At 29.3% G+C, this 15,546-nt stretch carries 11 protein-coding genes; 9 read left to right on the top strand and 2 right to left on the bottom strand.

Translation table 11 applies throughout. The features are described 5' to 3' along the window. Positions 1 to 20 precede the first annotated feature (20 nt). The 4 genes from EG57_RS0202635 to EG57_RS0202620 all read left to right on the top strand — a co-directional run bounded on the left by EG57_RS0202635 (position 21) and on the right by EG57_RS0202620 (position 3,416). Positions 21 to 299, top strand: a complete 279-nt coding sequence (locus tag EG57_RS0202635) for a NifU family protein (RefSeq protein ID WP_052037721.1) — start codon at positions 21 to 23, stop codon at positions 297 to 299. Between the two features lie 27 nt (positions 300 to 326). Further along, positions 327 to 593 (top strand): hypothetical protein, encoded by a 267-nt coding sequence (locus EG57_RS0202630; protein ID WP_032075752.1) that lies wholly within the window; start codon positions 327 to 329, stop codon positions 591 to 593. A 14-nt stretch (positions 594 to 607) separates the two neighbouring features. Continuing rightward, positions 608 to 1,909: an acetyl-CoA hydrolase/transferase family protein gene (locus tag EG57_RS0202625; protein WP_032075751.1), complete on the top strand. Its 1,302-nt coding sequence runs from the start codon at positions 608 to 610 to the stop codon at positions 1,907 to 1,909. 145 nt (positions 1,910 to 2,054) lie between these two features. After that, positions 2,055 to 3,416 (top strand): membrane protein, encoded by a 1,362-nt coding sequence (locus tag EG57_RS0202620; RefSeq protein WP_032075750.1) that lies wholly within the window; start codon positions 2,055 to 2,057, stop codon positions 3,414 to 3,416. A gap of 219 nt (positions 3,417 to 3,635) precedes the next feature. On the opposite strand, the gene EG57_RS0202615 is transcribed toward EG57_RS0202620, so the two are convergent. Continuing rightward, positions 3,636 to 4,751, bottom strand: coding sequence for a 4-hydroxybutyrate dehydrogenase (locus EG57_RS0202615; protein ID WP_032075749.1), 1,116 nt, complete (start codon positions 4,749 to 4,751; stop codon positions 3,636 to 3,638). A gap of 494 nt (positions 4,752 to 5,245) precedes the next feature. Here EG57_RS0202615 and EG57_RS0202610 point away from each other — a divergent pair, with 494 nt between their 5' ends. The 5 genes from EG57_RS0202610 to EG57_RS0202590 all read left to right on the top strand — a co-directional run bounded on the left by EG57_RS0202610 (position 5,246) and on the right by EG57_RS0202590 (position 14,788). Continuing rightward, positions 5,246 to 6,916 carry a sigma-54 interaction domain-containing protein gene (locus EG57_RS0202610; protein WP_084572143.1) on the top strand — a complete coding sequence of 557 codons (1,671 nt, stop codon included), beginning with the start codon at positions 5,246 to 5,248 and terminating at the stop codon, positions 6,914 to 6,916. 368 nt (positions 6,917 to 7,284) lie between these two features. After that, positions 7,285 to 8,649 carry an aspartate aminotransferase family protein gene (locus EG57_RS0202605; RefSeq protein WP_032075748.1) on the top strand — a complete coding sequence of 455 codons (1,365 nt, stop codon included), beginning with the start codon at positions 7,285 to 7,287 and terminating at the stop codon, positions 8,647 to 8,649. Positions 8,650 to 8,903: 254 nt separating this feature from the next. Further along, positions 8,904 to 10,277: an APC family permease gene (locus EG57_RS0202600; protein WP_052037720.1), complete on the top strand. Its 1,374-nt coding sequence runs from the start codon at positions 8,904 to 8,906 to the stop codon at positions 10,275 to 10,277. Positions 10,278 to 10,791: 514 nt separating this feature from the next. Next, positions 10,792 to 12,321, top strand: a complete 1,530-nt coding sequence (locus EG57_RS0202595; RefSeq protein WP_052037719.1) for a glycosyltransferase family 4 protein — start codon at positions 10,792 to 10,794, stop codon at positions 12,319 to 12,321. A gap of 25 nt (positions 12,322 to 12,346) precedes the next feature. Next, a complete protein-coding gene (locus EG57_RS0202590; protein ID WP_032075747.1) occupies positions 12,347 to 14,788 on the top strand; it encodes a sugar phosphate nucleotidyltransferase in 2,442 nt (813 codons plus the stop codon). A 55-nt stretch (positions 14,789 to 14,843) separates the two neighbouring features. On the opposite strand, the gene EG57_RS0202585 is transcribed toward EG57_RS0202590, so the two are convergent. Beyond that, complete coding sequence (locus EG57_RS0202585; protein WP_032075746.1) at positions 14,844 to 15,539, bottom strand: response regulator transcription factor; 696 nt, start codon at positions 15,537 to 15,539, stop codon at positions 14,844 to 14,846. Between the last annotated feature and the right edge of the window lie 7 nt (positions 15,540 to 15,546).

Raw genomic sequence — 15,546 nt, 5'->3', positions numbered from 1 at the left:
AAAAATAAGGTGATGCAATTATGAATGAAAATATATTAAAAGTAATTGATAAAAAAGTAAGACCATATTTGAATGGGCATAATGGAGATATTCAAGTTTTAGAAGTAAAAGATGGTATAGTCAAGATTAGACTTTTAGGACAATGCAGTGGTTGTATTTCTGCAAAATATACTGTTCAAGATATAGTAGAGAGTTCATTAAGAGAAGAAATTCCTGAAATTAATAAGGTAGAACTTGTAGATAGCCTCAGTGAAGAAACTTTAGATATGGCGAGAAAAATATTAAGTAGGAAATGTTAAGTAAAAAAGTATGCAGGGTGATATAGCTTGAATATAGGGGTTAAGTATTGTGGAGGATGCAATGCTAAATATGATAGAAAAAAATTTTTATGTTTATTAAAAAAAGAATTTAATTATGATTTTGAGATAGCTAAATTAGATAAAATTTATGATATGATTATAGTTTTATGTGGTTGCACAAGTTGCTGTGCCAATCATTATGAACTTAAATTTAAATTTGAAAAAATATTAGTCACAGGAAAAGATGATTATTACATGGTTAAAAAAATTTTAAATAAATATTCAAATATATAGAGAGGATGATTTTCATGAGTTGGAAGGACATATATGAAAGCAAACTAATTACTGCTAAAGAAGCTGTGTCCAAAATAAAATCTAATAGCAGAGTAGTTGTAGGACATGCAGTTGGAGAACCTTCAGAACTTATTGATGCATTGGTTGAGAATAAAGAGAGCTATGAAAATGTAGAAATAGTTCATATGGTAGCTATGGGAAAAGGTGATTATGCAAAAGAAGAAATGGAAAAATACTTCAAACATAATTCAATATTCGTAGGTGCTAGTACTAGAGATGCTGTTAATTCAGGTAGAGGAGATTATACACCATGTTTCTTTTATGAAGTACCAAAGTTATTTAAAGATGGATACATGCCTGTAGATGTTGCTTTAATTCAAGTAAGTAAACCTGATGAACATGGATATTGTAGTTTCGGAGTATCTAATGATTATACTAAACCAGCAGCAGAGTGCGCTAAGCTTGTTATTGCAGAAGTAAATGAAAATATGCCTAGAACTATGGGAGATTCGTTTATACATGTGTCAGATATAGATTGTATAGTTGAAGTTTCACATGAAATAATAGAGTTGAAGCCGCCAAAGATAGGCGAAGTAGAAAAATCTATAGGAAAATATTGTGCGTCATTAATTGAAGATGGTTCTACACTACAACTTGGTATAGGTGCCATTCCAGATGCAGTATTATTGTTCCTGAAGGATAAAAAAGATCTAGGAATACATTCGGAAATGATATCTGATGGTGTAGTTGAATTAGTAGAAGCAGGTGTAATTACAAATAAGAAAAAAACACTACATCCAGGAAAAATAGTTGTAACTTTCTTAATGGGAACAAAGAGATTGTATGATTTTGTAAATGATAATCCTATGGTAGAAACTTATCCTGTAAGTTATGTAAATGATCCCACAGTTATAATGAAAAATTATAAAATGGTTTCAATAAATTCATGTGTTCAAGTAGATCTAATGGGGCAAATATGCTCAGAGAGCATAGGAATGAAGCAAATAAGTGGAGTAGGAGGACAAATTGACTTTATAAGAGGGTCGAGTATGTCTAAAGATGGAAAATCAGTTATTGCTATACCATCAACAGCAGCTAAAGGAAAAGTATCTAGAATAGTTCCATTGTTAGATGAAGGGGCAGCAGTTACTACTTCAAGAAATGACGTGGATTATGTGATAACTGAATATGGTATTGCAAGGCTTAAAGGAAAAACTTTAAAGCAGAGAGCTAAAGAACTAATAAATATTGCGCATCCAGATTTCAGAGAGGGATTAATAAAAGAATATGAAATTAGATTCAAATGCAATTTTTAAAACTAATATTTTTAAAGGCTAAAAATAAGTTCTTTAATTCATATAAGTAAAGGTTAGAACTGTCTATTGTCTAGCCTTTACTTATGATAAATAATTTTATGTTATATGACTATTGAAAAAATAAATTAGTAGAGGAGAATTTTATATGGCTATGATAAGAGAAGATGGAAAAGAACAACCATATACATCAGCAGGTCCTTTCAAAATACGTATACCAGGAATTCATTATAAATTTGAAATATCAGATTATATTCAAGGACTTTTAATGTGTGCAGTATGTCTTGCAGCAATTCCTATGCTTCAGCAGTATTTGGGAATGCCATTTAATGTTGCTCTGGCTATTGTTACTCTTAATGGAATATTGTACTGTGCTCATGTATTTTTAGGTGATCCTGTTGTACCAGGATGGGTTACACCAGCTATACCACTTTTGATGTTATATGTTAGTACTTATCCAATGGGACCACAAAGAGTCCAAGCTTTAATTGCATTTGAAATGAGTCTTGGTATATTAGCTGCTTTTTTAGGTATTACTGGACTTGGTAAAAAGGTAATTTTACTTGTTCCAAATGCTATGCAAGCCGGAATAATATTAGGAGCTGGGTTAGCAGCTGTAAATACTGTATTTGGAAAAGGCGGAAAATTCGAAAGTTATCCTTGGACTATTACTATATGTATAGGGTTAGGATTTTATTTGTTATTTTCAAATCAATTTAAGAGTATTAGAAATAAGAACAAACTACTTCAAACAATCTCTAATTTGGGTGTTCTACCTGTTATGATATTAGCAGTAATCATAGGACCTATTGTAGGTGAAACTATAGTTCCTACTATTAAGTGGGGGCTTTCACAACCAGCTTATGGTGAATTATGGGGCAAATGGACATTTTGGAGTATAGGGTTTCCATCACTTAAGATGTTTATAAATGCTATTCCTATGGTTTTCTCAGCATATATAATATTATTTGGTGAAATGATTCAAGCACAAGCATTGTTAGAGGATGCAGGAAAAGTACGTAAAGATGAAATTATAGATTATAATCCTAATAGGACTCATTTAATATTTGGACTACGTAACGTATTAATGTCAGTTATAGGGCCTGATATAACAATGTGTGGACCACTTTGGGCAGCAATGCAAGTTGTTGTTTGTGATAGATATAAACATGGTAGAAAAGCTATGGACTCTATAAATGGAGGAGCAGCTTCATTTAGATTTGGGACTTTAACTGGATATTTCCTTTTACCGATAGTTACACTTGTTACTCCTATACTTAATATAGCAATGGCTTTGACAATGTTGATACAAGGATATGTTTCAGTTAGAATAGGTGTATTAAAAGCACGTACTATGAATGACCTTGGAATTGCAGGAATTATGGCAGCTGTGATTATAGCAAAAGGAGCAGCTTGGGGACTTGGAGTAGGAATAGTATTATGCGGATTAATATTGCTTGGAAACAAAAAAGAATATGATGTTAGTGTTTTTAAAGAAGAAAGCGCTTAATTTATTTAGATATCCTGTTTTTTAATAAATTGTACTAATTATATTTTATAATTATACTGATAACTACAATTAATAATTTCCATAGATTCTTATATAAAAATTTTTTTGTTGATGTTATAAAATTAATTAGTACAATTATAATATACAATAGAATACATCTTGTTGAATAGTGACGTTATACATAGCTTACATTGCTAAAGTAAGTAAAATTTAATTTTATTAATATAGGTTACTATATATGTGGATCATATCTTCTCTTGAAAGTGAGATGTAATTGTTTACTAATAATCTTTGCTGACCTGATATTACACTATCAGTAAAGGTTTCTATTTCTTCTTTTTTCATACCATATTCCCTTAATGGTTTTCTGACCAATAATTTATCTAAGACTTTTGATAAATTTTCATATACATTCATTATACTGCACTCTAATATATCAGCTATAATCTTATTTAGTTTTTTAATTTTTCCGTTTGGATTCTTCTTATTATATTCTTTAAATACTTCAATAAACATTTGATAATTTGCTTCACCATGAGGAATGTGATAACTTCCACCTAGTGGATATGATAAAGCATGTACAGCACCTACACCTGCGTTACCAAAAGCTATACCAGCATAATTGCTGCCTATAACAAAATCTTCGAGAATTTCAATTCTATAGTCTTCACCTTTCTTAATAATTGACATATATCCTTTTAAAATCAATTCAATGGCTTTTACACTATATAATTCTGTATAAATATTAGCTTTTGGCGAAACATAAGATTCTATAGCATGAATTAAGGCATCTATGGAACTCGTTACAAAAAATTTGTAAGGAAGACCTTTTACAAGTTCAGGTATCAACACAGCATAATCTGCATATAATTCGTCTACTGCAAGTCCCATCTTTGTATGTTTTTCTTTTATTTCAGCTATGGAAACATTGGTAACCTCAGATCCTGTACCACATGTTGTAGGAACAATTATAAGCTCCTTATCCTTGATTATAGGAACTTTTTTTTCAAATAAATCTAATGTAGTTTTTGCACTTTTTAAGGAAAGTAATTTGCATATATCTATAACGGTACCACCGCCTATAGCTATAATTCTCTTATAATTTTTACCTTCCATTGTTTTCATGATAGCATTAATCATTTCATCAGAAGGTTCCCCTGAACCATACTTCTCTTGAAATACAACATCTGCTTTTAGATTAAAAGATCCCATAAATGGTGTGTATATGAAGTCATTAGTTAATATAAAATCTCCCTGTCCTATTTTAAAATATTCTGCAAAATCTTTACAATTATTAAAATTGTGTATTTCTGGTTTTATTTTAAGTAATTTCATAGTATAACACTCCTTGCTTGTTTATATTTTGATTTTATTGATTATTATCAGCAAGTTTCTTGCCAAAAAAAATGTATACAGTTTTAAGAGACGTAGGCTTTAAAAATTCATTTTTGAATATATTTATTATGCTTGTTCAAAGTCCATTATTAAGTGATAAGATAACTAAAGCTTAGATTATTAGCTACTATTCATAAATAAAATATCTATTCAATTTTGAATAGATTATATCTTTTAAGAGTTATTAAGAAAATTATAAGGTTATTAATGAAATAAATAAGTTAATATTGAGAAGGAAAAATATAATTTATGTTGAATAATTTAACATAGTAATAATCATCCTTTATTTTATTCATGATATTTTTAAAATTTAAATAATCTTTATCAGCCGCTACAAAATCATTAAATTACCTTTAATAGAGATTTTTTTAATACAAGTGTTCTTTACATTTTATCCCCTGTAAAAGTAAAATTAACAAATAGGGGGTTTTAAGTTGAACGATTTGATAAAATCAATACCTATTCCAGCTATACTTTATAAGACTACAGAGCAGTATATGATACCTAATGAAAAAGCATATGAAATATTAAAAAATAATATTTCTATTGAAAAAAATTTAGAGAATATGCTTAAGTATATTTCGAAAAAAGATTTCGAAGAATATTTGAAGGATATTTATATAATTGGAGAAAATGAAAATTTAATTTCTTTCTATTGTTTAAAATTTAATGATTCTTCTGAATATAAAATTATAATAATACAAGATATAAGTATGGCCCTAGTTGAAACTATAAAAAACAAGAGCAATAATGTGCTCTTAGGATCTACTAAAAATAATAATATAGACATTATTGCAACAGATGGAAAAGGTATTATTTTAAATATCAGTTATTTTTTTGAAAAGTATTACAATGTAAATAGTGAGGAATTGTTAGGTAAAAGTGTTTTTGAATTAGAAAAGTCAGGTGTATTTTATCCTTCAGCTACCTGTAAGGTTTTAAAAACTGGACAAAGAGTTACTATACTTCAGAAAAATAGACTAAATCATGAAATTTTAGTAACTGCACTTCCGATTAAAGATGATAAACAAAATATTTCTAGAGTTGTCTGTTTTTCTTATGATATTACAGATTTATATAAAATAAAAAAACAAATTGGAGATTTAGAAAAAAATGCTGAAATATATATGAGAAATCTAAAATCTTTGGAAAGTAAGAAAATAAATTTTCCTAATGTAGTTGGAAAGAGCAAAGAGATGCAAAAAATATTTAAGCTCATTACTAAGATAGCAGATTTTGATGTGAACGTTATTATTACTGGAGAATCTGGTGTTGGGAAAAGTTATTTTGCTAAGTTAATTCACAACATTAGTAGAAGGAATAAAGAACCTTTTATTGAAGTGAATTGTGGTGCTATACCAGAAAATCTTTTAGAATCAGAATTGTTTGGATATGAAGGTGGCTCGTTTACTGGAGCAAAAAAAGAAGGTAAATTAGGATTAATAGAGTTAGCTCAAAATGGAACCCTTTTTTTAGATGAAATTGCTGAAATGTCTTTAAATTTACAGGTTAAACTTCTTAAAGTAATCCAAGATAAAACATTTAATAGAATTGGGGGAAGGAAAGTTATTAAAGTAAATTTTCGTCTTATTACAGCAACGAATAGAGATTTAAAAGATTTAATTAGGCAGAGGAAATTTCGAGAGGATTTATTTTATAGATTAAATGTGGTAAGTATCCATATTCCAGCTCTTAGAAGAAGAAAAGAGGATATAACTGCCTTGATTTTGTATTTTATGGAAAAATTTAATAAAAAATACAATTTAAATAAAAAATTATCTCATTGTGTAATGAATAATCTAGTTAGTTATGAGTGGGTTGGAAATATAAGAGAATTAGAAAATATGATTGAAAGAACTTTATTGATTTCAGATGGTGATATCATTACTGAAGAATTTTTACCAGACAATATTAAAAGTTCACATAGAGAAATGAATGGTCAACAAAAAAATACACTTCAAGAAGATCTTGATAGCTATGAAAAAGATATTGTAGTAAAAGCTTTTGAAAAGTACAAGACTACTGTAGCAGTTGCAAAAGCTTTAGGAATAAGTCAAGCTACAGCTGTAAGAAAAATAAAAAAATATGTACGTAAATATTCATAAATGAATATCAGGAGTTATAAGTGAATAATTATTATAATATGCCTGATGATTAAATATAAACAGAAAAACTATTCAAAATTGAATTATATTTATTGAAGCATATTTATGATAATTATTAAAATGTGACTGTTACATTAAGAAATTTATTCTTAATGTAACAGCCTATTTATTTTTTGGCATAAGTTTTGCTAATATAAACTTTCGAATGCATTCAAAATATATTATTTAAAATTTAATAAAAAATTATGCTGCATGTATTTGCAAAATAAATATACATTGGCTGATATAGTAACTTTGAATTTACTTATCTTATATTAACTTCCTTTTGGATTATAAAAGTATGTGAAAATTTAAGGAGGATTTAAAAAATGACATTAGGAAACGAATTACCTAAAATTATTACTAAAACAGTTCCAGGACCTAAAGGACAAGATATTATAGATAGAAGAGCAGTTGCGTGTGCAAAAGCAATTGGTTGTAGTTATCCAGCTGTTATGGCTAAAGCAGAAGGTGCAATGTTTCAAGATCCAGATGGAAACGTATTCCTTGATTGGGTTGGTGGTGTAGGTGTAACTAACCTTGGATACAGTAATCCTGAAGTTATTAAGGTTATACAAGAGCAATCAGAAAAATTTTGTCATGCAATGTTCAATATCTATTCTCATGAAGGATATGTTAAACTTGCAGAAAAATTAAATAAAATTGTTCCAGTAAAAGGTGATATTAGAAACACTATGTTTGTTTGTAGCGGATCAGAAGCTAATGAAAATGCTGTAAAGATTGCTAAAGCTTATACAGGAAGACCCAACATAATAGTTTTTTCAGGTGCTTTTCATGGAAGAACAAATTACACAATGGCTATGACAGCTAAAAAAGGTTATGCTGTTGGTCAAGGTCCTTTCCCAGATGGTGTATATAGAGCAGAATTTCCATATTTATATAGAGCTCCAAAGAAAATGACAGAAGCAGAAGCTATTGATTATTATATAACTAGACTTGAAAACATGTTTATGGAAGCAACTCCAGCAGAATACTGTGCTGCCATAGTTTTTGAGCCAGTACAAGGTGAAGGTGGATTTGTTCCAGCTCCTATTGAATGGGTTAAAGCAGTTAGAAAAATATGTGATGAAAAAGGCATATTACTTGTGGCTGACGAAGTTCAAACAGGTTTTGCTAGATCAGGAAGAATGTTTGCTACAGAATATTGGGAAGAAGCAGGATGTCCACCAGATATTGTAACAATGGCTAAATCAATAGCTCAAGGCATTCCAATAAGTGCTGTTACAGCTAGAAAAGAAATATTTGATAAGGTACCAGCAGGTACAATAGGTGGTACTTATGGAGGAAATGCACTTGGTTGTGCAGCTGCATTAAAAGTTATTGAAATCATGGAAAGAGAAGATTTTCCATCAAAAGCGCGTCATATTGGTGTTAAGATAACTGAAAGATACAACCAATGGAAAGAAAAATATGACGTTGTTGGAGATGTAAGAGGTATTGGCTCAATGGTTGGTATTGAATTTGTAACTGATAAAGCAACTAAGACTGCAAATCCAGCAATAGTTAAGGCAATAATCCATGATGCAGCTCAAATGGGATTGATATTAGAAAATGCGGGTAATAAGGGAAGTGTTGTAAGATTGTTAGCTCCACTTTGTATGACTGATGAGCAAACTGAAGCAGGTCTTAAAATATTTGAAAAAGCTATTATAAAGAATTTGGATGTAAAATAATAAGTTAATTTTATATGTTAATTTTAATATTAGAACCTACATTCAGCAGGTTATTTTAGAAAGTAAGGAAGAATATTAAATGAGTGTTAGTTAAGTAAATCCCTTACATAAGTTAAAGTAAAATAAGTATTTTACAAGCTGAGTGTAGGTTAAATTTATATGAAGTAGTAAAAGCTACTTGGTACGTTTGAAATATTCTCAATATTTTAAATGTTCAACCGAATTTACGAGAAAATTTGAAAGGAGTAATCAAAATGACTGAAATAAATTTGAATACAAATTCTGAATCTCATTTAAAACGTGTATTACCCCTTAGTTCCTTAATTTTTTACGGACTAGCATTCATGATACCTCTAACAATTTTTACAACTTATGGTCTTGCTTCAGTGGCTACCCATGGAATGATTCCATTAACATATACAGTTGCAACTATAGCAATGGGATTTACAGCATTTAGCTATTCAAGAATGGTTAAATCATTTCCAGTAGCAGGAGCAGCTTATTCTTATGTGACTAAATCTATGAATCCTTTTATTGGCTTTTTTACAGGTTGGGTAATTTTACTTGGATATATTATGTTACCACTGCTAAATTATGTTGTAATGGGAATTTATTTTAATGCGCTAATTCCAACAATTCCATCAAATATATTTATTGTAGTAGCTGTAATAGCTATTGCATTAGTTAATCACTTTGGTATCAAACTTGCATCAATTGTAAATAATGTTATAGTTTGGTTGCAATTTGTATTTTTAATTGTACTATTAGTACTTATATTTAGGTACGTTACAGGTGGTGGTGGAGCGGGTACATTAGTTTATGGCAATGCATATTTTAATGCAGTAGAATTTCATAAACCAGGAGTTGGTATATCAGCTATATTAACAGGTGCATCAATTTTAGCACTTTCGTATCTTGGATTTGATGCCATCTCTACATTGAGTGAAGAGGCAATTAATCCTGAAAAGAATGTTGGAAAAGCTATATTAATTGCCTGTATTGGAGCAGGAATAGGGTTTGTGGTTATAACTTATTTTTTGACACTTTGTTGGCCACAGGCATTTTCTGAAATAGCTAATTCTGATTCAGCATCAGTTGAAGTATTAAAGAGAATTTGTAATGAACCATGGCTACAGATCTTTTTTACGGCTTGCTTTGGTGCAGGGCTTCTGGCATCATCACTAGCAGGAGTTACTTCTGCTTCAAGAGTACTTTATGGGATGGGAAGAGATAGGATTCTTCCATATCGAGTATTTGGGAAGTTACATGAAAAGTATAAGACTCCAACTTATAGTATTATAATTATTAGCGTAATTGGTTTGCTAGCAACAGTCGTTCCTTTAGCAACAGCTAATGGTATATTAAATTTTGGTGCATTACTTGCTTTTGTAATGGTTAATTTATCAGTTATTGCTTGGTACTTTGTTAAACAGAAAAAGAGAAGTGGATTTGATGCCATAAAGTATTTAGTTATGCCGATTATTGGAGCAGTTATAAACCTTGTAATTTGGTCAAAAGTTGACTTTAAAGCAATGATGTTTGGTTTATTTTGGTTAATACTTGGATTAATATATCTATGTTATAAGACTAAATTTTTTAGAGAATTGCCACCAGAAATAGGTGTATGATTAATTTAAAACGGATGAAGTATAACTTCATCCGTTTTAAATTAATTATTATTAAGCAATTTATTATATATAGATAGTAAAAAATTTCTGATAAATAAGCATTAAATATAATAAAATATCATCTATTGATATTTAGAAATATTGAAGATATGACAAAAAATTTCAACATATAGCAATATAAAACACAAAATATTGAAGAAAGTAGTAATATATTTTAAATAAAATGAAGCAATTTAAAGTAAAATAAATAATTTAAAGTTTATTTGGGTTTGATTATATATAACCAATTATAATAAGCTTATACGATAAAAAATAATGATAAAACAGTTGATTTTTAAAAAAAAACACTTATAATTATTTATATAGTTCTTAGCCAAATATATCCATTTTATACATGTAAAGGATAATTGGCTGTGTTTAATGTAGAAATTTTTAGTTAAAAAAGTATATATCATTAAAAAACTATAATAAATAATAAATAATTTACTTATATTTAAAATTGGGGGAATTAAAAATGAAAATTTTAATGATTTCTTGGGAGTATCCACCTAAAAATGTAGGTGGTTTATCAAATCATGTTTACTATTTATCTCAGGCATTAAGTAAAAAAGGACATGAAATACATGTAATAACCTGTGAAGAAGGTACATCACCTGAAGAACAAAATGATAATGGGGTTTTTGTTCACAGAGTTTCACCGTACAAAATAGATACAAATGATTTTATAAAGTGGGTTATGCAATTAAATTTTTCTATAATAGAGAAGGCATCAAGTCTTATAACTAAGTTTGGAAAGTTTGATTTAATACATGCACATGACTGGCTTTCTGCTTTTAGTGCCAAAAATTTAAAGTGGTCCTTTAAGATTCCTATGGTGTGTACTATTCATGCTACAGAATATGGTAGGAATGGAGGTATAAAAACTGATATGCAGAAATATATATCATCTACTGAATGGATGTTAACCTATGAATCCTGGAAAGTAGTTGCTTGTAGTAATTATATGAGGCAGCAAATAAGTGATATATTGCAATCACCTTGGAATAAAATTTGGGTAATACCTAATGGTGTTAATACAGAAAAATTTAATTTTGACTTCGATTGGATTAATTTTAGAAGAAGATTTGCTAGTGATAATGAAAAAATTGTATTTTATGTTGGAAGACATGTATTTGAAAAAGGAATACATCTATTGATAGAAGCATGCCCTAAAATATTACAAAGCTACAATGATACTAAAATTATTATTGGTGGTACAGGTCCTATGACGGAAGAACTAAAAGATAGAGTGCAGCAAATGGGTATAGGATCAAAGGTGATTTTTACAGGGTATATAAGTGATGAAGATAGAGACAAAATATATAGGGTAGCAAATGCAGCTGTTTTTCCTTCTTTATATGAACCTTTTGGTATTGTAGCTTTAGAAGCTATGGCAGCAGGGTGTCCAGTAGTTGTATCTGAAACAGGAGGATTAGGTGAAATAGTTCAGCATGAAATAAATGGATTAAAGGCTATAACTGCTTCTTCTGAAAGTTTAGCAATAAATGTAAGTAGACTCTTATTAGATAAGGGCTTATCAAATTATGTGAAAGAAAATGGACTAAAAACTGTTCATGAGAAATATAGTTGGGATAAAATAGCTGACTTAACCATAAACATGTATAGTCAGGTTCAAGAAGAAACAAAAGACAGTCAGTGGGAAGTAAAAAGTGAGGAGAAAGTTAAAAATGATATTATAAAGAATTTAACTGAAGAACTTAGAGATAAAGTTAAAGAAAAATTAAAATTTGAATTAAAGGATAAGGTTGAAAAAAAGTTGGAAGAAGAATTAAAAGAAAAAGTAGAAAAGAGTTTAATGGATAGATTAAAAAATAAAATAACTGATAAAACAAAAGATATAGTAGGAGATGCTGTAGATGTAAAAGACAAGATAACATCTCAAACTATTGAAGTTTTAGAAGGAGTCAAAAATTCAAAAACTGTGGAATCTGTACAGAAATTGAAAAGTTCTAATATGATAAAAAATAAGACTAAAAAAAGCTAAAAAGGAAATAAGGGGATGATATTAAGTGAAAGCTATAATAATGGCAGGGGGAGAAGGAACTAGATTAAGACCATTAACATGCAACATACCAAAGCCAATGATGCCTATAATGGATAAGCCTGTTATGCAATATGCCATAGAACTTTTAAAAGAAAATGGTATAAATGATATAGGAGTTACACTGCAATATTTACCAGATGAAATTATCAATTATTTTGGAGATGGAAGAGAATTTGGAGTTAATATAAGATATTTTATAGAAGAAATACCACTAGGTACAGCAGGTAGTGTTAAAAATGCAGAAGGATTTCTTGATGATACTTTTATAGTTATAAGTGGGGATGCCTTAACTGATATAGATTTATCCAAAGCCATTGCTTATCATAAAAAGAATAATGCTATATCTACTTTAGTATTAAAAGAAGTTGCTGTGCCCTTAGAGTTTGGAGTAGTAGTAACAGATAATGATGGAAGAGTAACAGGTTTTTTAGAAAAACCAAGCTGGAGTGAAGTTTTTAGTGATAAAGTAAATACAGGAATATATATATTGGAGCCTGAGATATTTTCTTACTTTGAAAAAAATCAAAAGTTTGATTTTAGTAATGATTTATTTCCAATACTTTTAAATGAAAAGAAGCGTATGTTTGGCTATGTAGCTGAAGGATATTGGTGTGATATTGGAAACATTGAGCAATATATAAGATGCCATTTTGATATATTAAAGGGTTTAGTAAAAGTAAATATAAAAGGTGAAAAATATAAAGATGGTATATGGATGGGGGAAAATTGTCAAATAAGTAAAAATGCTTTGATATGTTCTCCAGTTTATATAGGAGGTGGAACAAAAATATATGATGGGGCAGAAATAGGACCCTATACTATTCTAGGAAAAAATAATATAGTGTCAAAGCATGCAACTATAAAAAGAAGTATAATTTTTGACAACTGCTATATAGGTGATAACTCACAAGTAAGAGGTGCTGTTCTTTGTAGAAAAGTTCAATTAGAACCAAAAGTTTCTGTATATGAACAAGCAACTATAGGTGATGACACTCTTATAAGAGAAAAAGCAATTATAAAACCTAATATAAAGGTATGGCCTAACAAACTTATTGAAGCTAGTACTGTAGTAAAATCGAATGTAATTTGGGGAGGAAAGTTTTCAAAGGCGCTGTTTGGAAAGAGAGGTATAAGTGGTGAAGTTAATGTAGATATAACACCAGAATTTGTATCAAAATTAGGAGCTGCTTATGGTTCGCTTCTAAAAGCTGATTCAAAAGTTGCCATAGCTTGCAGTAATGATGGTGCAGCTCAAATGTTTAAATATTCTCTTGCTACTGGATTACTTTCTATGGGAATTGAAGTATTAGATTTGCATAGAATGCCAAGACCAGCAGTAAGGCAGGCTACCTTGTTTTTTGGAGTACAGGGAAGTATTCACGTTTATATAGATAATGAGGATTCTCAAAAGGTTGATATAGTATTTATGGATGAAAATGGCCTTGATATAGATAAAGGCATAGAAAGAAAGATAGAAAATAGCTTTATAAGAGAAGATTTCAGAAGGGTTAAGACAGATAGTTTTAAACAAATCAATCATATATATAATTCTATAGAATATTATATAAGGCATCTCATAAATGAATTAGGAGTTAAGAATATAAGAAAACAAAAGTATAAGGTCGCATTAAGTGTTAAAAGTCCTATGATATTAAATATAATTCAGAATATATTCCAAGAACTTAAAATAAGTGTTAAATTATACGATGAATTTAATAATATTTTAGGATTAAGAAAAGAAGTAATAGAAAGTAGTTCAAATTTAGGAATTAGGATTGATGATGAATGTGATAGAGCAATTTTTATAGATGAAAAGGGAAATATAATAAAAGATGAAGCTTATGATGCAATAAATGCTCTTGTTATGTTAAAAAGTACAAATATAAGTACATTGGTTGCTCCAGTGACAGCATCTTCTACCATGCAGGAAATTGCAAGTATGTGTGGATGTAAATTTATAAGAACTAAAACTTCACAAAAATTTATATTAGATAACTATCTAAAACATGAAAATAGAATTACTAGGAGAGAGGTTATAGGTTCCTATTTAATGACACTAGATGCTATAAGTGTAACTATGTTAACTATTAATTTTATGGCGGCAAGCAACTTGACACTTTCGATTATAGGAGAACAAATTCCCAAATATTACACTGCTAGAGAAGAAATAGAATGTCCATGGAATCTAAAGGGAAAAGTAATGAGAAATCTTATAGAAGAAAATCATTCAAAATCTGTAGATCTAATAGAAGGAGTTAAGTTGAATTTTAATGATGGGTGGGCATTAGTTTTACCAGATGCAGACGAACCTCTTTGTAGAGTCTATGCCGAATCTAAGAATTCAGATGAACTGAAAAAACTTACAAATCAATTATTAAAGAGAATTGAAGCTATAACATTACAATAATAGTTTTTCATCGATACTTATTTAGATATTATGGAGTGTAAAAAAGGATATAGGATCAAACTTTAAGCCTATATCCAGCACCCCAAACAGTTTCAATATATTGAGGGTCAGATGGAGTGGTCTCTGTTTTTTCTCTTATTCTTCCAATATGTACTGTAACAGTAGAAGTATCTCCAATAGCATCAAGTCCCCAAACTTTTTCGAATAATTCCTCTCTACTAAACACTCTATTAGGGTTTTCAGACATATAAAGTAGTAGATCAAATTCTTTTTGAGCCAAAGTTACTTCGTTACAATTTACAAATACTTGTCTAGAATCTTTTCGTATTTCTAAACCTCTTATTATGATAGTATCATTTTTTTTATTAGTATCAAATTTATTTTTTATTCTTTCATAGTTTTTTATATGTGATTTAACTCTAGCAACTAACTCTGCTGGACTAAAGGGTTTTGTTATATAATCGTCAGCACCAAGGTTAAATCCTTTTATTTTGTCAATTTCTTCTTTCTTTGAAGAAACAATCAAAACTGGAATGTCTTTACTATCTTGTATGCTGCGAAGGATACTAAAACCATCAATTTTAGGAAGCATAATATCAAGAATTAATAGATCAAATTGATTTTCTTTTAAGCAGTTTAAAGCTTCTACGCCATCCATGCATATCTTAACTTCAAATTCTGAGAGCTCCAGGTAGTCTCTTTGAAGTTCAGCAATACTTAAATCATCTTCAGCTATCAAAATTTTTTTCATAATATCC

This window comes from Clostridium drakei (assembly GCF_000633595.2).
In the GTDB taxonomy this organism is placed as follows: Bacteria; Bacillota; Clostridia; order Clostridiales; family Clostridiaceae; genus Clostridium_AM; species Clostridium_AM drakei.
Note: the sequence above shows the minus strand (reverse complement) of the source record. Positions and strands in the feature narration are given on the sequence as shown.